The 17,706-nt window shown below is 70.9% G+C and carries 15 protein-coding genes; 9 read left to right on the top strand and 6 right to left on the bottom strand.

All coding sequences use genetic code 11. The annotated features are described in order from the left end of the window. The first annotated feature begins 280 nt into the window (after positions 1–280). From ACFVDP_RS03175 to ACFVDP_RS03210, 8 genes are all read left to right on the top strand, one after another. Positions 281–1,300 carry a LacI family DNA-binding transcriptional regulator gene (locus tag ACFVDP_RS03175; protein ID WP_383482358.1) on the top strand — a complete coding sequence of 340 codons (1,020 nt, stop codon included), beginning with the start codon at positions 281–283 and terminating at the stop codon, positions 1,298–1,300. A 103-nt stretch (positions 1,301–1,403) separates the two neighbouring features. Continuing rightward, positions 1,404–2,696: an extracellular solute-binding protein gene (locus ACFVDP_RS03180; RefSeq protein ID WP_383482361.1), complete on the top strand. Its 1,293-nt coding sequence runs from the start codon at positions 1,404–1,406 to the stop codon at positions 2,694–2,696. Beyond that, positions 2,693–3,589, top strand: coding sequence for a carbohydrate ABC transporter permease (locus ACFVDP_RS03185; RefSeq protein ID WP_383482364.1), 897 nt, complete (start codon positions 2,693–2,695; stop codon positions 3,587–3,589). Before ACFVDP_RS03180 ends, ACFVDP_RS03185 begins: the two co-directional genes overlap by 4 nt. 1 nt (position 3,590) lies before the next feature. Then, positions 3,591–4,427 carry a carbohydrate ABC transporter permease gene (locus ACFVDP_RS03190; protein ID WP_383482367.1) on the top strand — a complete coding sequence of 279 codons (837 nt, stop codon included), beginning with the start codon at positions 3,591–3,593 and terminating at the stop codon, positions 4,425–4,427. A 7-nt stretch (positions 4,428–4,434) separates the two neighbouring features. Further along, the gene (locus ACFVDP_RS03195; RefSeq protein WP_383482370.1) at positions 4,435–5,502 is read left to right on the top strand and encodes a glycosidase; all 1,068 of its coding nucleotides are present in this window, start codon (positions 4,435–4,437) and stop codon (positions 5,500–5,502) included. Next, positions 5,499–6,716 carry a Gfo/Idh/MocA family protein gene (locus tag ACFVDP_RS03200; protein WP_383482373.1) on the top strand — a complete coding sequence of 406 codons (1,218 nt, stop codon included), beginning with the start codon at positions 5,499–5,501 and terminating at the stop codon, positions 6,714–6,716. The genes ACFVDP_RS03195 and ACFVDP_RS03200 overlap by 4 nt, the downstream gene beginning before the upstream one ends. Beyond that, the gene (locus tag ACFVDP_RS03205) at positions 6,713–8,323 is read left to right on the top strand and encodes a glycoside hydrolase family 13 protein (protein ID WP_383482376.1); all 1,611 of its coding nucleotides are present in this window, start codon (positions 6,713–6,715) and stop codon (positions 8,321–8,323) included. Before ACFVDP_RS03200 ends, ACFVDP_RS03205 begins: the two co-directional genes overlap by 4 nt. Next, on the top strand, positions 8,307–9,674 hold the full coding sequence (locus ACFVDP_RS03210) for a phosphomannomutase/phosphoglucomutase (protein WP_383482379.1): 1,368 nt from the start codon (positions 8,307–8,309) through the stop codon (positions 9,672–9,674). Before ACFVDP_RS03205 ends, ACFVDP_RS03210 begins: the two co-directional genes overlap by 17 nt. A gap of 229 nt (positions 9,675–9,903) precedes the next feature. Here ACFVDP_RS03210 and ACFVDP_RS03215 read toward each other — a convergent pair whose 3' ends face one another. The 6 genes from ACFVDP_RS03215 to ACFVDP_RS03240 form a co-directional block, all read right to left on the bottom strand. Further along, positions 9,904–10,950: a LacI family DNA-binding transcriptional regulator gene (locus ACFVDP_RS03215; protein WP_383482381.1), complete on the bottom strand. Its 1,047-nt coding sequence runs from the start codon at positions 10,948–10,950 to the stop codon at positions 9,904–9,906. Beyond that, on the bottom strand, positions 10,943–11,263 hold the full coding sequence (locus tag ACFVDP_RS03220) for an L-rhamnose mutarotase (RefSeq protein ID WP_383482384.1): 321 nt from the start codon (positions 11,261–11,263) through the stop codon (positions 10,943–10,945). The genes ACFVDP_RS03215 and ACFVDP_RS03220 overlap by 8 nt, the downstream gene beginning before the upstream one ends. 17 nt (positions 11,264–11,280) lie before the next feature. After that, positions 11,281–12,366, bottom strand: coding sequence for a rhamnose ABC transporter substrate-binding protein (gene rhaS / locus ACFVDP_RS03225; RefSeq protein WP_383482386.1), 1,086 nt, complete (start codon positions 12,364–12,366; stop codon positions 11,281–11,283). Between the two features lie 58 nt (positions 12,367–12,424). Next, on the bottom strand, positions 12,425–13,456 hold the full coding sequence (locus ACFVDP_RS03230) for an ABC transporter permease (protein ID WP_383482389.1): 1,032 nt from the start codon (positions 13,454–13,456) through the stop codon (positions 12,425–12,427). Then, positions 13,449–14,504 (bottom strand): ABC transporter permease, encoded by a 1,056-nt coding sequence (locus ACFVDP_RS03235; protein ID WP_383482392.1) that lies wholly within the window; start codon positions 14,502–14,504, stop codon positions 13,449–13,451. Before ACFVDP_RS03235 ends, ACFVDP_RS03230 begins: the two co-directional genes overlap by 8 nt. A gap of 103 nt (positions 14,505–14,607) precedes the next feature. Next, positions 14,608–16,119 (bottom strand): sugar ABC transporter ATP-binding protein, encoded by a 1,512-nt coding sequence (locus ACFVDP_RS03240; protein WP_383482395.1) that lies wholly within the window; start codon positions 16,117–16,119, stop codon positions 14,608–14,610. A gap of 365 nt (positions 16,120–16,484) precedes the next feature. On the opposite strand from ACFVDP_RS03240, the gene rhaI reads away from it, so the two are divergent. Continuing rightward, complete coding sequence (gene rhaI, locus ACFVDP_RS03245) at positions 16,485–17,651, top strand: L-rhamnose isomerase (protein ID WP_383482398.1); 1,167 nt, start codon at positions 16,485–16,487, stop codon at positions 17,649–17,651. Positions 17,652–17,706 lie beyond the last annotated feature (55 nt).

Genomic DNA, 17,706 nt, shown 5'->3' on the forward strand with positions numbered 1-17,706 from the left:
GGGGGGGGGGGGGGGGGGGGGGGGGGGGGGGGGGGGGGGGGGGGGTGGGGGGGGGAGGGGGGGGGGGGGGGGGGGGGGGGGGGAGGGGGGGGGGGGGGGGAGGGGGGGGGGGGGGGGGGACACCCCCCCCCCACCCCCTCCCCCCTGAGATGTAGATCACAACTGGTGAACCCTTGACGCTCCGCCGTTCAAACCGGTTTGGTTGACCCCGTTCCGCGGTTCAAACCGGTTTGAACGCGGGCCGCTTCCCGAGCGGTCCGCCGACAGGGAGTCCCACACCATGGCACGCAAGCCCACCATCGCCGACGTCGCCCAGCGCGCCGGTGTCTCCCGTGCCACCGTGTCCTTCGCCCTGAACGACCGGCCCGGGGTCGCGGAGGAGACCAAGGCCCGCATCATGGCCGCGGCCGACGAGCTCGGCTGGACGCCCAGCCGGCCGGCCCGTGCCCTGTCGCTCGGCAAGGCGGGGGCGTTCGGTCTCGTGCTGGCGCGCGATCCGGAGCAGATCGGCAGCGACCTGTTCTTCCCCGCGTTCATCGCCGGGGTGGAGACGGTGATCGGGCAGCGCGGCGACGGGCTGATGGTGCATGTCACCACGCCCGCGCAGGAGCGCGGCGTGTACACGCGCCTGGCGGCGGAGCGGCAGGTCGACGGCGTGCTCCTCACCGACCTGCGCGAGGACGACCCGCGCCCCGCTCTGATGAAGGAACTCGGGCTGCCCGCGGTGGTGATCGGCCGCCCCGAGTGGGGCGACGGACTGACCGCGGTCTGCCTGGACGACGAGCCGGCCTACGCGGCCGCCGTCCGCCGGCTCGCCGAGCTCGGCCACCGGCACATCGCCCACGTCGAGGGGCCGCGCGAGCTGCGGCACGCGCAGCGGCGCCGGCACGCCTGGGAGCAGACGCTGCGCGATCTCGGCCTGCCCGAGGGCCCGGTGCTGCCGGGCGGGTTCAGCGCCGAGGGCGGCGCCCGCGCCACCCGCGAGCTGCTCGCCCTCCCCGAACCGCCGACCGCGATCGTCTACGGCAACGACCTGGCCGCCATGGCCGGACTCTCGGTCGCCCAGGAACTGGGCATCCGGGTGCCGGACGGGCTGTCGGTCGTCGGTTACGACGACACTCCCCTGACGCGCTACAGCTTCCCGCCGCTCGCCTCCGCCCGTGCGGACGCCCGCGGCTGGGGTGAGGCGGCGGCCCGCGCCCTGGACGCGGTCATCGCCGTCGGCGAGGCGGCGCACGTGACGCTGCCGCCCGCCCAGTTCGTGCCCCGCGCCTCGATCGGGCCCGCCCCGCGCGGCTGACGCCGGCACACCACCACGGGGGCACCACGTACCGGCCGCGTGCGCGCGGACCGGCCATGGCGCACGGCGACGAGGCCGTGCGTGAACAGTTCGGAGATCCAACATGCTGAGGAGAACGGCGTCCGCGCTGCTCGTACTCGCGCTCGCGGGCGCGGCGACGGCCTGCGGCCGGGCGGCCCCGGACGCGAAGACCGCCGCCGACGCGCGCGGCCCCATCACGGTGTGGCTGTCCAACAACGCCCAGGAAGTGCAGTGGGGCAGGGCGATGGTCGCCGCCTGGAACAAGGCGCACCCCGACCAGCACGTCACGGCTCAGCAGATCCCGGCCGGCAAGACTTCGGAGGAGGCGATCAGCGCCTCGATCATCGCGGGCACGAGCGCCTGCCTGGCGTTCAACACCTCGCCCGCGGCGGTGCCGACGTTCCAGAAGCAGAACGGGCTCGTGCCGCTGAACGACTTCGCGGACGGCGCCTCGTACGTGGAGAAGCGCAGCGGTTCCCTCGCGGACCAGTACAAGTCGGCGGACGGCAAGTTCTACCAGCTGCCCTGGAAGAGCAACCCGGTCATGATCCTCTACAACAAGAAGCTGTTCGAGAAGGCCGGTCTGGACCCCGCGCACCCGAAGCTCGCCACGTACGACGAGTTCCTCGCCACATCGCGCAAGCTCGTGCGCAGCGGCGCCGCGAAGGCGGCGATCTGGCCCTCTCCCAGCAGTGACTTCTTCCAGCCCTGGTACGACTTCTACCCGGCGTTCGCCGCGCAGAGCGGCGGCAAGCAGCTGATCGACGACGGCACGCCGCAGTTCGACTCGGAGGCGGGCCGCCAGGTCGCCTCGTTCTGGCGGAAGCTGTACGCGGAGAAGCTCGCGCCGCAGGAGTCGTACCCGGGTGACCCGCTGGGCGACGCCAAGTCCGCGATGGCGACCGTCGGGCCGTGGGCGGTCGCCGCGTACAAGAACAACGTGGACATCGGAGTCGCGCCGGTGCCGACCGCCGACGGCGGCAAGGACAAGCACTCGTTCAGCGACGAGAAGTCCGTGTCGATGTTCAGCTCCTGCAAGAACCGGGCCACGGCCTGGGACGTGCTGAAGTTCGCGACGTCGGTGAAGCAGGACGGCAAGTTCCTCGACACCACCGGTCAGATGCCGATGCGCACCGATCTCACGTCGAGGTACGCCGGCTTCTTCGCCGAGAACCCCACGTACAAGGCGTTCGCCGACCAGGCGAAGCGGGTCGTCGAGGTGCCCAACGTGGCGGGGTCCGTGGACATCTGGCAAGCCTTCCGCGACGCGTGGACGAAGTCGGTCGTCTTCGGCCGCGAGCCGACGGACTCGGCACTGCGCGACGCGTCGTCCGAGATCTCCCACCTGCTCGACGAATACGAGGACCCGTCATGAGCGCCACCGCCACCCGGGCTCCCCGCAAGGGCGGCAGCCGCATCGGTGCCCTGTTCGTGTCGCCGTACGTGCTGTTCATCCTGGTCGTCTTCGCCGTGCCGCTCGTGTACACGGTGTGGATCTCCTTCCACCGCTTCTACTTCACGGCGCCGGGCACCGACATCGACGCGCCGTGGGTGGGTCTGTCGAACTACCGGGACGTCTTCACCGACCCGGTCGTCGGCCAGGCCTTCCTCAACATCGTGATCTTTCTGGTCATCAACGTGCCGCTCACCGTGGGCCTCGCCCTGGTCCTGGCGAGCGCGCTGAACGCGAAGATCCGAGGGCGCGCGTTCTTCCGGGCCGCGTTCTATCTCCCGTACGTGACCGCGAGCGTGGCCCTGGTCGCGGTGTGGCAGTTCCTGTTCGGCTCGGACGGGTTCGTCAATCACCTGCTGGGCTCCCACGCGCCGGACCCGTCGTGGCTGGTCAACTCGCATCTGGCGATGCCGATGATCGCCGTGTTCGTGACGTGGAAGCAGCTCGGCTTCTTCGTGATGCTCTATCTGGCGGCGCTGCAGAACGTCGGCAAGGAACTCTACGAGGCCTCGGCGATGGACGGCGCGGGACCCGTGCGGCAGTTCTTCTCGGTGACGGTGCCGGGGGTGCGGCCCGCGACGACGCTCGTCGTCATCTACGCGATCATCACCGGCGCCAACCTGTTCAGCGAGCCGTACCTGCTGACCGGGGGCGGCGGACCGGACCACGCGTCCACCTCGCCGGTGCTGCTGATGTACCAGAAGGGCATCGAGCAGGGGCACCCCGACTTCGCCGCCGCGCTCGGCGTCGTCCTCATCGCCTTCGTCGCCGTCGTCTCGATCGTCTCCCGCAAGCTGTCCGAAAGGGGCAACTGACATGCGTACCAGCCTTCGCGCTTCGAAGCCCGTGCGCTACGTGCTCCTGTCGCTCGGCGCGGTCGCCTTCCTCTTCCCCTTCTATTACATGGTCGTCGGCTCGCTGCGCACGACGACGGTCGGCGACCTGACGGCGGCCGTGCCGTCGGGCCTGACCGGCGCCAACTACACGGCGATCAACGGCGCGATCTCGGTGGGCCGTTCGCTCCTCAACTCGGGGATCATGACCATCGGTGTGCTCGTGTGCACGCTCGTCTTCGGGGTGCTCGCCGGGTACGGTCTGGCGGTCCTGCGCTTCCGCGGCAAGGGCGCCGTGTTCGGTGCGCTGCTGCTGGTGCAGATGGTCCCGTTCCAGCTGCTCACGCTGCCGCTGTACGTGCTCGTGGTCCGCGACTACGGGCTCGGCGACAACTACCTCGGCATGATCCTGCCGTTCGCGATCAACTCCACGGCCGTCTTCCTGTTCCGCCAGTTCTTCCTCCAGATGCCGGCGTCCCTCTTCGAGGCGGCCCGCATCGACGGCGCGAGCGAACTGCGGATCCTGTGGACGATCGCCCTGCCGATGGCCCGCCCCGCGGTGCTCACGGCACTCCTGCTGACGTTCATCGGGCCGTGGAACGAGTTCCTGTGGCCGTTCCTCGTCACGAAGAACGCCGACATGCAGCCGCTCGCCGTCTCGCTGGCGAGCTTCCTCTCCAACATGCAGGGCACGGTCGCCAACCCGGCGGGTGCCCTGCTGGCCGGCGCGGTCGTCCTCGCCGTGCCCGCGGTGGTCCTGTTCCTCCTGTTCCAGCGCCACTTCACCTCTACCGACATCGACTCCGGAGTAAAGGGCTAACCCCACCATGAGCACCACCCGCATTCCCTACCGCATGGTCCGCAAGGGCGTCGTGATGTCTCCCCTGGCCGGTGAGGCCAACGAGGTCGAGGGCGTCCTGAACCCGGCCGCGGGCCGCACCCCCGACGGCAAGCTCCACCTGCTGCCGCGCCTGGTCTCCGAGGGCAACGTCTCGCGCGTCGGCCTCGCCGAGGTCACCTTCGACGAGGCGGGCGTCCCCAGCGGTGTCGAGCGCCGCGGTGTCGTCCTCTCCCCCGACGAGGGCTGGGAGCGCGGCAAGAACAACGCCGGTGTCGAGGACCCCCGCATCACCTGGGTCCCTTCGCTCGGCAAGCACGTGATGTCGTACGTGGCCTACGGCCCGCTCGGCCCGAAGCCCGCGCTCGCCGTGTCCGAGAACCTGACGGACTGGACGCGCCTCGGCCCGATCCAGTTCGCGTACCAGGCGGACCTGGACACCGACCTCAACCTCTTCCCGAACAAGGACGTCGTCCACTTCCCCGAGCCGGTCCCGGGTCCGGACGGCGAGATGGCGTACGCGATGCTGCACCGCCCGATGTGGGACCTCGGCTGGTTCCGCGAGGGCGAGGGTGTGCACCTGCCCGCCGGTGTCACCGACGAGCGGCCCGGCATCTGGATCTCGTACGTCCCGGTGACCGAGGTCGAGGCCGACATCCGCGCGCTGGTACGCCCGCGACAGCACCGCCTCGTGGCGCTCTCCGAGTTCGAGTGGGAGTCCCTGAAGATCGGCGGCGGCCCTGCCCCGATCCGCGTGCCCGAGGGCTGGCTGCTGATCCACCACGGTGTCTCCGGCTCCATCGAGGACCCGTGGGCGCAGAACCAGGACGTGTCGTACGCGGCCGGCGCGATGATCCTCGACCCGGCCGACCCGTCGCAGGTCCTCGCCCGCTCGGACGCGCCGCTGATGGCGCCGGAGACCGAGGAGGAGATGTCGGGCACGGTCCCGAACGTCGTCTTCCCGACGGCGATCGAGGAGATCGACGGCGAGCTGTACGTGTTCTACGGCATGGCCGACGCGCACATCGGTGTGGCCCTGCTGGAGCGCACCGCGTGACCGGCGGCGCCCGCGCACCGCTCGGGATCGGCCTGGTCGGCTGTGGCGGCTTCGCCGAGTTCGTCCTGGACGCGGCGGCCGGACTGCCGGGCCTGCGCCTGGCGGCCGTCGCCGACCCGTCCGCCGAACGGGCGGCGCGGCTCGGCGCACGGCACGGCGTCCCGGCGCTCGCATCCCTGGACGAGCTGCTCGAACTCATCGACGTCGAGGCCGTGTTGATCGCGACACCGCCCGCCACCCATGCCGAAATGGCCGTGACCGCGCTGCGCGCAGGGCGCCATGTCTTCTGCGAGAAGCCCCTCGCGACCACGGCCGAGGACGCGGCGGCGGTGGCCGCCGAGGCGCGCCGCACCGGCCGCGTCCTGGTCGTGGACCATGTGCTGCGCTACAACCCGCTGCTGCGGGCGGTGCGGCGACTGACGGAGCGGGGGCTGCTCGGGCCCGCGCGCCGGTTCCTGTTCGAGAACGACGCGTCGGACGAGGATCTCGGCCCGGACCACTGGTTCTGGGACCGGGCGCACAGTGGCGGCATCTTCGTCGAGCACGGGGTGCACTTCTTCGACGCGGCACGAGCGCTGCTCGGTTCGGACCCGGTGAGCGTCCGAGCCACCGCGGTCCGCCGTCCCGACGGTCCCGTCGACATGGTGAGCGCGGACGTCGTGCATCCGGACGGAGTGCTCGCCTCGCACCTGCACTCGTTCACGCACGCGCATCGCGCCGAGCGTCAACTGATGCGCCTGGACCACGGGTTCGCGGAAACGCGGATCAGCGGCTGGATCCCGGTACGGGCCGAGGTGTCGGCGTGGACGGACGAGGAGGGGGCCCTCGCCTGGGAGCAACTTCCTTCCCTCGCCGACGCGTTGCTGTCCGTGGACGGCTTCACGCCGCACGGCTTCGAACGGGTGACCGTGGAAGCCGAGCGGGACGCCGGCTCCTCGGTCCCGGCCCGTGGCCGCGGTGAGCAGCGCACGGTCCCGCACCGGGTGCGTGCCGTCCTCGATCTCGGCGGCGAGCCCCGCAAGCCGTACGTGTACGCGCAGAGCGTGCGCGCGGCGCTGGCCGATCTCGTACGGGCGGTGCACGAGGGCTCCGTTCCGCAGGCGGACGCCGTCAGCGGGCTGAGTGCCGTGGCGGTCGCCGAGGCCGCGACGGTCGCCGCCGACACCGGGGTCGCCCAGCCGGTGCCGCAGATTCCCCTGGAGGCTTGGTCATGAGCTGGTGGCAGGACATGGTCTGTTACGAGATCTACCCGCGCGCGTTCGCCGACTCCGACGGTGACGGCGTCGGCGATCTGTCCGGGGTGACCGCGCGCCTCGACCATCTCAAGGATCTGGGCGCGGACGCCGTGTGGATCACACCGTTCTATCCGTCGCCACTGGCCGACGGCGGCTACGACATCGCCGACTACAAGGGCGTCGCCGAGGATCTCGGCACGGCCTCGGACGTCGACGAGCTCACCGCCCGGGCGCACGAGTTGGGCCTGAAGCTGATCGTCGATCTGGTGCCGAACCACACCTCCGACCGGCACCCCTGGTTCGAGGAGGCGCTGGCGGCCGGCCCCGGTTCGGCGGAACGGGAGAGGTACCTCTTCCGGCCCGGGCGGGGCGCGGACGGTGAACTGCCGCCCAACGACTGGCAGTCGGCGTTCGGCGGCCCGGCCTGGACCCGGGTACCGGACGGCGAGTGGTACTGCCATCTGCACGCCGCCGAGCAGCCGGACCTGAACTGGCGGAGCCGCAAGGTGCGCGACGCGTTCACCGGCGTGCTGCGGCACTGGCTGGACCGGGGCGTGGACGGCTTCCGGGTCGACGTGGCGCACGCCCTGTTCAAGGCGGAAGGGCTGCCCGACGCCGGGCCCGGCCAGCACACCGACCCGTGGCGCAACCACCTCATGCCGTACTACGACCAGGACGAGCTGCACCCGCTCTACCGCGAGTGGCGGGCCCTGCTCGACACGCATCCGGCGCCGCCCGGCGCGGTGGCCCCCGAGGACCGGGTGATGGTCGCCGAGTCCGCCGTCTTCGACCCGGCGCGCCTCGCCCGCTACATCCGGCCCGACGAGATGCACCAGGCCTTCAACTTCGCCTTCCTGGAAGCGGATTGGAACGCAGCCGAGCTGCGGCGGGTCGTCGACGGCTCGTTCGCCGTACCGGGCGCCGCCGTCACCTGGCTGCTGTCCAGCCACGACGCGGTGCGCCCGGTCACCCGGTACGGGTCCCTGCGCCGCGCCCGCGCGGCCGCCCTGCTGATGCTGGCGCTGCCCGGATCCGCGTACCTGTACCAGGGCGAGGAGCTGGGCCTGCCGCAGGCGGAGATCCCCGTCGACCGCATCCGCGACCCGCTGTGGGAGCGCTCCGGGCACACCGAGCGCGGACGCGACGGCGCCCGCGTTCCGCTGCCCTGGTCCGGCGAGGAGGCACCTTACGGCTTCACGAAGGCGCCGCCCTCCCGGACCTGGCTGCCGCAGCCCGGGGACTGGGCCGCGCTGACGGTCGACGCGCAGCTCAGGGACCCGGACTCGACACTGCGTCTGTACCGGGAGGCGCTGCGGCTGCGGCGCGCCCATCCGGCGCCGGATCCCGCGGCCCCGCCGACCTGGCTGTCCGCACCGGGGGACGACGTCCTCGCCTTCCGCCGGGGCGCACTGGTCTGTGCCGTCAACGTCGGCTCGACACCGGTGCCGCTCACCTCTCTTGCGCTGCCGGGACATCCGGTGCTCGGCAGCGCGCCGCTCGACGACGCCGTGCTTCCGGCGGACACCGCTCTGTGGCTGATCGACCCTCTCTCCTCCGAAGGACCTGCCGATGACCCGCGCCACTGACCTCTCCGGACTCGTGAAGGCGTACGACGTGCGCGGGGTGGTCCCGGACCAGTGGGACGAGGAGCTGGCCGAGCTGTTCGGTGCCGCGTTCGTCCGGGTCACGGACGCGACGGCGATCGTGACGGGGCACGACATGCGGCCCTCGTCCCCGGGCCTGTCCCGGGCGTTCGCGCGGGGCGCGGCGGCGCAGGGTGCGGATGTCACGGAGATCGGCCTGTGCTCGACCGATCAGCTGTATTACGCGTCGGGGGCGTTGCATCTGCCGGGCGCGATGTTCACGGCCTCGCACAATCCGGCTCAGTACAACGGCATCAAGCTGTGCCGGGCGGGTGCGGCCCCGGTCGGCCGGGATACGGGCCTGACCGAGATCCGGCGGCTGGCGGAGGAGTGGAGCGACGCGGGTGCCCCGGCGCCTGCCGCGACCGCGGGCACGATCACCGGGCGGGACACTCTGGACGACTATGCGGCGCACTTGCGTGGCTTGGTCGATCTCACGGGGATCCGGCCGCTGAAGGTTGTGGTCGACGCGGGGAACGGGATGGGCGGGCACACCGTGCCGACCGTTCTGGCGGGTCTCCCGCTGGAGGTGGTGCCGATGTATTTCGAGCTGGACGGCACGTTCCCCAACCATGAGGCGAACCCGCTGGACCCGGCCAATCTGGTGGACCTCCAGGCGCGGGTGCGGGCCGAGGGCGCCGACATCGGCCTCGCCTTCGACGGTGACGCGGACCGCTGCTTCGTGGTCGACGAGCACGGGGATCCGGTCTCCCCGTCCTCCATCACCGCACTGGTCGCCTCCCGCGAACTGGCCCGGCACCCCGGCGCCACCGTGATCCACAACCTGATCACGTCCTGGTCGGTGCCCGAGGTGGTGAAGGAGAACGGCGGCACGCCGGTCCGCACCCGTGTCGGACACTCCTTCATCAAGGCCGAAATGGCCCGCACCGGCGCGATCTTCGGCGGGGAGCACTCCGCGCACTACTACTTCAAGGACTTCTGGAACGCGGACACGGGCATGCTCGCCGCGCTGCACGTCCTGGCGGCGCTCGGCGGCCAGGACGGTCCGCTCTCCGCCCTGGTCGCCTCCTACGACCGGTACGCCGGTTCCGGCGAGATCAACTCCACGGTCGCCGACCAGGGCGACCGTCTCGCCGCGATCAAGGCCGCGTACGGCGAGCGGGACGGCATCACCCTGGACGAGCTCGACGGTCTCACCGTCACGGCGAAGGACTGGTGGTTCAACGTCCGCCCGTCGAACACGGAGCCGCTGCTGCGGTTGAACGCGGAGGCGCGGGACCGGGACCTTATGGAGAAGGTCCGCGACGAGGTCCTCGGGGTCATCAGGGCTTGATGGTCGGCTGACGGCCGGTGGCCGCTTCTCGCGCAGTTCCCCGCGCCCCTGGAAGCGAGCTCCGCTCGCCCAGGGGAGGCGGCGCGAAGCGCAACCTTCAGGGGAAGGCGCGCGAAGCGCTGCCTTCAGGGGCGCGGGGAACTGCGCGAGAAGCGGCCACCGGCCCGCACCCGACCGACAACCCAGGAGCGCGGAGCGCAAGCGCGGGGAACTGCGCGACCAGCCGCACTCAACCCGCACCCGGACGACGAGCACTAGACCCCCGCACCACCAGCTCCGGCCGCAGCACCACATGCTGATGCCGATGCGCGGCGGCCCGCTCCCCCGTCTCCTGGAGCAGCAGTTCGGCGGCGATCGTGCCCAGGGTGAGCGCGGGCCGGCGGACCGAGGTGAGGGGGACCGTGGCCGCCGACGCGAACTCGATGTCGTCGTAGCCGACGATCGACAGGTCCTCGGGCACCCGTACCCCGGCCGCGTACAGCGTCTGGAGGACGCCGAGCGCGAGGAGGTCGTTGGCGCAGAACACGGCGGTCGGGCGCGGGGAGAGGCCGAGCAGGCGCGCGCCCGCGTCCCGTCCCGCGGCCACGTCGAGGCGTCCGGTGGGCAGTTCGCGCAGGAGCGTGTCCGGCAGCCCCGCCTCGGCGAGCGCCTTGCGCGCGCCCTCCCTTCGGTCCTGGACCTGGCGCAGATGGGGCGGTCCGCTGACGAACGCGAGGGAGCGGTGGCCGCCCGCGACGAGGTGACGCACCGCGAGGGCGCCTCCCGACACGTCGTCGACGGCGACGGAGCACCCCTCCTCGTCACCGGCGACCCGGTCCACGACGACGTAGGGAATACCGTGCCGCCTGAAGTCGCGCAGGGTGCTGCCGCTGGGGTCGGCCGGGGTGATCAGCGCGCCCCGCACCCGCTGCTCGGCGAAGAGGGAGAGGTACTCGCCCTCTTCGGCCGGGTCCTGACCGCTGTTGCAGACCATGACGCCGAGCCCGGCGTCGCGCGCGGCGCGCTCCACGCCGCGCGCGACATCGACGAAGAACGGGTTGCCCATGTCGAGCACGAGCAGCCCCAGCATGCGGCTGCGCCCGGCGCGCAGTTGGCGCGCGTACTCGCTGCGGACGTAGCCGAGGCGGGCGATGACCTGCTGGACGTGCCGGCGGGTCGGCTCGGAGACCCGGTGCGGCTGGTTGAGGACGTTGGAGACGGTGCCCACGGAGACTCCCGCGACGCGCGCCACGTCCTTGATGCCGGCCGTGGACCGGCCGCCCGGCCGCTCAGGCAAGGTGGAAGACCTCGGTGAGCGGCCGCATCGCGGCGTCCGGCGCCTGCCCGTCCAGTTCCTCGAAGAAGGAGCCCATCTCCGCCTGCCACCGGGCGTTCACCTCGGTGGCGTCCATGGCGGCGCGGGCCTTGTCGAAGTCCTCCGTCTCCAGGTATCCGACGAGCAGTCCGTCGTCCCTCAGGAAGAGGGAGTAGTTGTGCCAGCCGGTGGCGGTGAGGGCCTCCCGCATGTCCTGCCACACGTCCTCGTGGCGGGCGCGGTACTCGTCGATCCGGTCGGCCCTGACCTTGAGCAGAAAGCAGACGCGCTGCATGTGTGTGGGACCGCCCCTCAGAACTTGAACTGGTCGATGTTCTTCTCGTCGAAGACGGTCGGCTTGCCGAGGGAGACGACGCCGTCCTTGCCGATGGTGAACTCGCCCATGTCACCGGCCTTGTACTTCTCGCCCTCCTTGCCGGTGATCTGGCCGGACTGCAGGGCGACGGCGGTGTGCGCGGCGAGCGCGCCCAGCTTGGCCGGGTCCCACAGCTCGAACGCGTCGACGGTGCCGTTCTTGACGTAGGCCCGCATGTCGTTGGGGGTGCCGAGGCCGGTCAGCTTGACCTTGCCCTTGTACTTGGAGCCGGACAGGTACTGGGCGGCGGCCTTGATGCCGACGGTGGTCGGGGAGATGATCCCCTTCAGGTTCGGGTGCTCCTGGAGCAGGCCCTGGGTCTGCTGGAACGACTTCTGGGCGTCGTCGTCGCCGTAGGCGGTCTTGACGAGCTTGATGTCCTTGTACTCGGGCTTCTTCAGCTCGTCCTTCATGTAGTCGATCCACGTGTTCTGGTTGGTGGCCGTCTGGGCCGCCGAGAGGATCGCGATCTCGCCCTTGTTGCCGATCTGCTGGGCGATCTGCTGGACCTGGGTGCGGCCGAGGTCCTCGGCGGAGGCCTGCGAGACGAACACGTTGCGGCAGTCGGCCTTGGTGTCGGAGTCGTACGTGACGACGCTGACGCCGTTCTTCATCGCCTGCTTCAGGGCGGTGCACAGGGCGCCCGGGTCCTGCGCCGAGACGGCGATGCCGTTCACCTGCTGCTGGGTGAGGGTGTTGACGTAGGAAACCTGGCCGGAGGTGTCGGTGCCGCTGCTGGTGCCGACCTCCTTGTACGTCGACCCGAGCTCCTGGAGCGCCTTCTTGCCACCGTTGTCGGAGGTGGTGAAGTACGGGTTGTTGACCTGCTTGGGCAGGAAGGCGACCGTGAGGCCCTTCTTGGTGGCCGCGTTCGGGTCGGCCTTGCCCGCGGCGTTGGACTTCGCCGCCTCCTTGCTCGCGTCGTCCTTCGTGGTGCCGCCGCACGCGGTGGCGCCGACGACGAGAGCGGTGGTGACGGCGAGTGCCGCGGTGAGCCGGCGGGTTCGGGCGGTGACGGACATGAGGGTTCCTTCGCGGTGGTGTGAACGGGACGTGTGTGCGAGGTACGGGGGTCGCGCGTCAGGTGGCGGCGGGCGCCGGTGGTGGCGCGGCGGCGGTCCTGCGGCGGGCCCTGGACTGGGCGATCTGGCGGCCGACGCGCGGCGCGAGCACGGAGATCACGAGCAGGACGCCGGTGACGACGATCTGGGACTGCGAGGAGACGTTGAGCAGGCTCATCACGTTCTGCAGCGAGCCGAGGAGGAAGACACCGGCGATCGCGCCGCCGAGGGTGCCCCTGCCGCCGTCGAAGTCGATGCCGCCGAGCAGTACCGCGGCGATGACGGACAGTTCGAGGCCGGTGGCGTTGTCGTAGCGGGCGCTGGCGTAGTGCAGCGCCCAGAACACGCCGGTGAGGGCGGACAGCAGGCCGGTCGTCACGAACATGGACAGCTTGAGCCGCTTGACGCGGACCCCGGCGAACCGGGCGGCCTCCTCGTTGGCCCCGATCGCGAACAGCGAGCGGCCCACGCGGGTGGCGTGCAGGACGACGACGGCGATGGCGAGCAGGATCACGAACGGCAGCGCGGCGTACGGGATGAACGTGTCGCCGAACCGGCCGGCGCCGAAGTCCAGGTACTGCGTGGGGAAGTCGGTGACCGAGTCGGAGCCGAGGACAATCTGCGCGATACCGCGGTAGGCGGCCATGGTGCCGATGGTGACGGCGAGGGACGGCAGCCCGAGGCGGGTCACGAGCAGTCCGTTGACCAGGCCGCAGACGACGCCGAGCAGCAGACAGACCGGGATGATCGTCTCGATGGCCATGCCGTTGTTCCACAGGGCGCCCATGACGGCGCCGGACAGTCCGGCCGTGGAGCCGACCGACAGGTCGACCTCGCCCGAGATGACGAGCATCGTCATGGGCAGGGCGATCAGGGCGATCGGCAGCGTGTTGCCGATGAGGAACGACACGTTGAGCGCGTTGCCGAAGTTGTCGACGAACGAGAACGAGCAGAGCAGCAGCACGACCAGCAGGGCGCCGACCGCGGTGTCCCAGCGGACCGCGCTCTTCAGAGAATCGGCCTTGAGATCGGCCTTGAGGAAGTCAGGCATGGCGGGCGCTCCTCATCTGTGCGGCCTGCTTGCGGAGCACCGCGGCGACGCGCAGGGCCAGGATCCGGTCGACGGCGATGGCGAGCAGCAGCAGGATCCCGTTGATGGCGGTGACCCAGACGGAGCTGACGCCGATGGCGGGCAGCACGCTGTTGATCGAGGTCAGCAGCAGTGCGCCGAGGGCCGCGCCGTAGACGGTGCCGGAGCCGCCGGTGAAGGCGACACCGCCGACCACGACGGCGCTGACGACGGTGAGTTCGTAGCCGTTGCCGGTGCCGGAGTCGACGTTGCCGAAGCGCGCCAGGTACAGGGCGCCGGCGAGTCCGGCGAGCGCGCCGCACAGGACGTAGGCGGTCATGATGCGCTTGCGGACCGGGATGCCGGCGAGGGTGGCGGCCTCGGGGCTGGAGCCGAGCGCGTACATCTCCCGGCCGCTGCGGAAGCTGCGCAGGTAGTACCCGACGCAGAGCAGTACGGCGAGGGCGAGCAGCGCCAGATAGGGCACGACCCACAGGCCGTCGTGGCCGAAGTCGACGAAGCCGTTCGGCAGGTCGGCGGCGACGATCTGCTCGGAGCCGACCCAGATGGAGTCGATGCCACGGACGACGTACAGCGTGCCGAGGGTGACGACGAGGGCGGGCACCTTGCCGAGGCTGACGAGCGCGCCGTTCAGGGCGCCGAACACGGCACCGATGACGACGGCGTAGACCACGGCGATCAGTGAACTTCCGCCGCCTTGAAGGTAGTTACCGGCGGCGAAGGCCGAGATGCCGAGCACCGAGCCGACGGACAGGTCGACGTTGCGGGTGATGACGACGACGGCCTGGCCGGTGGCGACGAGGACGAGGATGGTGGCGTTCAGGAGCAGGTCCTTGACGCCCTGCTCGGACAGGAACTCGGTGTTCGACGCCTCGGTGGCGAGCAGCATCACCACGAGCACACCGGCCACGGCCAGCTCGCGGGCCTTGAACACCTTGTCGATGAGGCGGCGTCCGGCGGTGGGCTCGGGGACGGCGTCCTCGCGTACGGGCTGCGCTGTCATGGTCACGATGCGGACAACTCCCTCAGGGGCGCGGGGAACTGCGCGAGCAACCACACACGACGCGCGGCCGCCGACGAACGGGCTTCGAAGAACGGCGAGTTCGCGGGCATCAGGCCGCCCTCCCCGTAGCGGCGGCCATGACCGACTCCTCGCTGGCCTCGCCCCGCGACAGCTCGGCGGCGAGCCGCCCCTCATGCATGACGAGCACCCGGTCGGCCATGCCGAGTACCTCGGGCAGATCCGACGAGATCATCAGCACGGCCACCCCTTCGGCGGCGAGCGACGAGAGGAGGCGGTGCACCTCGGCCTTGGTGCCGACGTCGATGCCGCGCGTCGGCTCGTCCACGATGAGCACCTGCGGCCCGGTGGCCAGCCACTTGGCGAGCACGACCTTCTGCTGGTTGCCGCCGGACAGGGTGCCGACGACATCGGCGAGACGCGCGTACTTCACCTGGAGCTTCACCGCCCAGTCGAGCGAGCGGCTGCGCTCGGCCTTCCGGTTCATCAGGCCGGCCCGGCTGGTGTCGGCGAAGCCGGTGAGGCCGATGTTGCGCTCGATGGACAGGTCCATCACCAGGCCCTGGGCGCGCCGGTCCTCGGGGACGAGGGCGAGGCCCGCGTGCATCGCGAGGCTCGGGGCGCCGGGCTTGAGGCGCTTGCCGAGCACCTTGACCTCGCCGCCGTCGAAGCGGTCGACGCCGAAGACGGCGCGGGCCACCTCGCTGCGTCCGGCGCCGACGAGCCCGGCGAGGCCGACGATCTCGCCGCGGCGGACCTCGAAGGAGACGTCGGTGAAGACGCCCTCGCGGGTCAGCCGGCGCACGCTCAGCGCCACTTCGCCGAGTTCGGTGTCCTGCTTGGGGTACAGCTCGTCGAGGTCGCGGCCGACCATGCGGCGTACGAGGTCGTCCTCGGTCAGCCCGTCGAGCGGCTCGCTGCTCACCCAGGCGCCGTCGCGCAGGGTGGTGACCCGCTGGCACAGCTCGAAGATCTCCTCCAGGCGGTGCGAGATGAACAGCACGGCGGCGCCCTGCTCGCGCAGCGTCCGTACGACGCCGAAGAGGCGGGCGACCTCGCTGCCGGTGAGGGCGGCGGTCGGTTCGTCCATGATCAGGACCCGGGCGTCGAAGGAGAGCGCCTTGGCGATCTCGACGAGTTGCTGGTCGGCGATGGACAGGCCGCGGGCCGGCTGGTCGGGGTCGAGTTCGACGCCGAGCCGCTTGAAGAGCGCGGCCGTCGCGTCGTTGACCGCGCGGTGGTCGACGCGGCCGAGGGAGCGGCGCGGCTGGCGGCCCATGAAGATGTTCTCGGCGATCGACAGATCGGGGAAGAGCGTCGGCTCCTGGTAGATGACGGCGACTCCGGCGTCCCGGGCGTCGGCGGGGCCGTGGAACTCGACCGGCGCGCCGTCGAGCAGCACCCTCCCGGCGTCCGGCCGGTGCACCCCGGCCAGGGCTTTGATCAACGTCGACTTGCCCGCGCCGTTCTCACCGGCCAGGGCGTGCGCCTCGCCGGGGTACAGGCGCAGGCTGACGCCGCGCAGGGCGCGCACGGCACCGAAGGACTTGCTCACCTCCTCCAGCGCGAGGACCGGAGTCGTCTCCGGTTCGGGATGCGTCATGACATGTCTCCGTGAGTCTGCGAGAGGGGGGTGGGCCGGTGTAGGACCGCGTGCACGAGCGGCGGCTGAGGGCGTCGGACGGGTCACCGACCACCTGGCGTGAAATGTTTCAGTGAAGTTGCCCGGAAGCTAGCCCCGCCCCGGCGAAGAGGTCAAGAGGTGTGGGGCAGAGGGATCGCACGACGTGCGACACGATTGCGTAACGCAGCCGACCTCACGCGCGACCTCTTGACGGCCGCTCTCCCCGGGGTTAACTTCCCCACCGAAGTGAATCGATTCACGCATCTTGGCTCACGTTTTCCCGCTCCTCGCCCATGCCCGCTCCGACCGGGGGCATGCGGCTACCCGCGCACTCAGAGGTGGACATGCCTGACATCGCTGCCGTGAAGGCCGCACTCGCCAACCAGCGGCTCGAGACTCCGTCCTGGGGCTATGGCAACTCCGGCACCCGGTTCAAGGTGTTCGCCCAGGCCGGCGTGCCCCGCACGCCCCGCGAGAAGCTGGACGACGCGGCGAAGGTGCACGAGTTCACCGGCATCGCCCCGAAGGTCGCGCTGCACATCCCCTGGGACACCGTCGACGACTACGCGGCGCTCGGGGCGTACGCGAAGGAGCGCGGCCTGGAGCTGGGCGCGGTCAACTCGAACACCTTCCAGGACGACGACTACAAGCTCGGCAGCGTCTGCCACCCGGACCCGAAGGTGCGCCGCAAGGCGGTGGAGCACCTGCTGACCTGCATCGACATCATGGATGCGACGGGGTCCACGGACCTGAAGCTGTGGTTCGCCGACGGCACCAACTACCCCGGCCAGGACGACATCGTGGCCCGCCAGGACCGCCTCGCCGAATCCCTCGCCGCGGTCTACGAGCGGCTCGGTGACGACCAGCGGCTGCTCCTGGAGTACAAGTTCTTCGAGCCGGCCTTCTACACGACGGACGTACCGGACTGGGGCACGGCGTACGCGCAGTGCCTGAAGCTCGGCGACAAGGCGCAGGTGGTCGTGGACACCGGCCACCACGCGCCCGGCACCAACATCGAGTTCATCGTCGCGCTGCTGCTGCGCGAGAAGAAGCTGGGCGGCTTCGACTTCAACTCCCGCTTCTACGCCGACGACGATCTGATGGTGGGCTCCGCCGACCCGTTCCAGCTCTTCCGGATCCTGTACGAGGTCTCCCGCAACGGCGGCTTCGACCCGGCGACGAACGTCGCGTTCATGCTCGACCAGTGCCACAACATCGAGGCGAAGATCCCGGCGGTCATCCGCTCCGTGATGAACGTGCAGGAGGCGACGGCGAAGGCGCTGCTCGTCGACCGCGAGGCGCTCGGTGCCGCGCAGGCCTCGGGCGACGTGCTGGCGGCCAACGCCGTGCTGATGGACGCCTACAACACCGATGTGCGGCCGCTGCTGGCCGAGTGGCGCGAGGAGCGGGGCCTCGCCCCGGACCCGGTCGCCGGGTACGCGGCGTGCGGGTGGCAGGAGCGGATCGTGGCCGAGCGGGTGGGCGGCGAACAGGCGGGCTGGGGTGCCTGAGCTCCGCCCGGCCCCGTCACCGATGGCACCCGACTCCCCTCATCTCTAGGACTTT

The organism is Streptomyces sp. NPDC057694, from assembly GCF_042799415.1.
Lineage (GTDB): Bacteria > Actinomycetota > Actinomycetes > Streptomycetales > Streptomycetaceae > Streptomyces.

What these genes read in the sequence shown, in the direction of transcription:
- ACFVDP_RS03185 (WP_383482364.1), top strand. Translation starts at nt 2,693, where the DNA reads ATGAGCGCCACCGCCACCCGGGCTCCCCGCAAGGGCGGCAGCCGCATC.
- ACFVDP_RS03205 (WP_383482376.1), top strand. Translation starts at nt 6,713, where the DNA reads ATGAGCTGGTGGCAGGACATGGTCTGTTACGAGATCTACCCGCGCGCG.
- rhaS (WP_383482386.1), bottom strand. Translation starts at nt 12,366, where the DNA reads ATGTCCGTCACCGCCCGAACCCGCCGGCTCACCGCGGCACTCGCCGTC.
- ACFVDP_RS03180 (WP_383482361.1), top strand. Translation starts at nt 1,404, where the DNA reads ATGCTGAGGAGAACGGCGTCCGCGCTGCTCGTACTCGCGCTCGCGGGC.
- ACFVDP_RS03220 (WP_383482384.1), bottom strand. Translation starts at nt 11,263, where the DNA reads ATGCAGCGCGTCTGCTTTCTGCTCAAGGTCAGGGCCGACCGGATCGAC.
- ACFVDP_RS03175 (WP_383482358.1), top strand. Translation starts at nt 281, where the DNA reads ATGGCACGCAAGCCCACCATCGCCGACGTCGCCCAGCGCGCCGGTGTC.
- rhaI (WP_383482398.1), top strand. Translation starts at nt 16,485, where the DNA reads ATGCCTGACATCGCTGCCGTGAAGGCCGCACTCGCCAACCAGCGGCTC.
- ACFVDP_RS03190 (WP_383482367.1), top strand. Translation starts at nt 3,591, where the DNA reads ATGCGTACCAGCCTTCGCGCTTCGAAGCCCGTGCGCTACGTGCTCCTG.
- ACFVDP_RS03210 (WP_383482379.1), top strand. Translation starts at nt 8,307, where the DNA reads ATGACCCGCGCCACTGACCTCTCCGGACTCGTGAAGGCGTACGACGTG.
- ACFVDP_RS03195 (WP_383482370.1), top strand. Translation starts at nt 4,435, where the DNA reads ATGAGCACCACCCGCATTCCCTACCGCATGGTCCGCAAGGGCGTCGTG.
- ACFVDP_RS03240 (WP_383482395.1), bottom strand. Translation starts at nt 16,119, where the DNA reads ATGACGCATCCCGAACCGGAGACGACTCCGGTCCTCGCGCTGGAGGAG.
- ACFVDP_RS03230 (WP_383482389.1), bottom strand. Translation starts at nt 13,456, where the DNA reads ATGCCTGACTTCCTCAAGGCCGATCTCAAGGCCGATTCTCTGAAGAGC.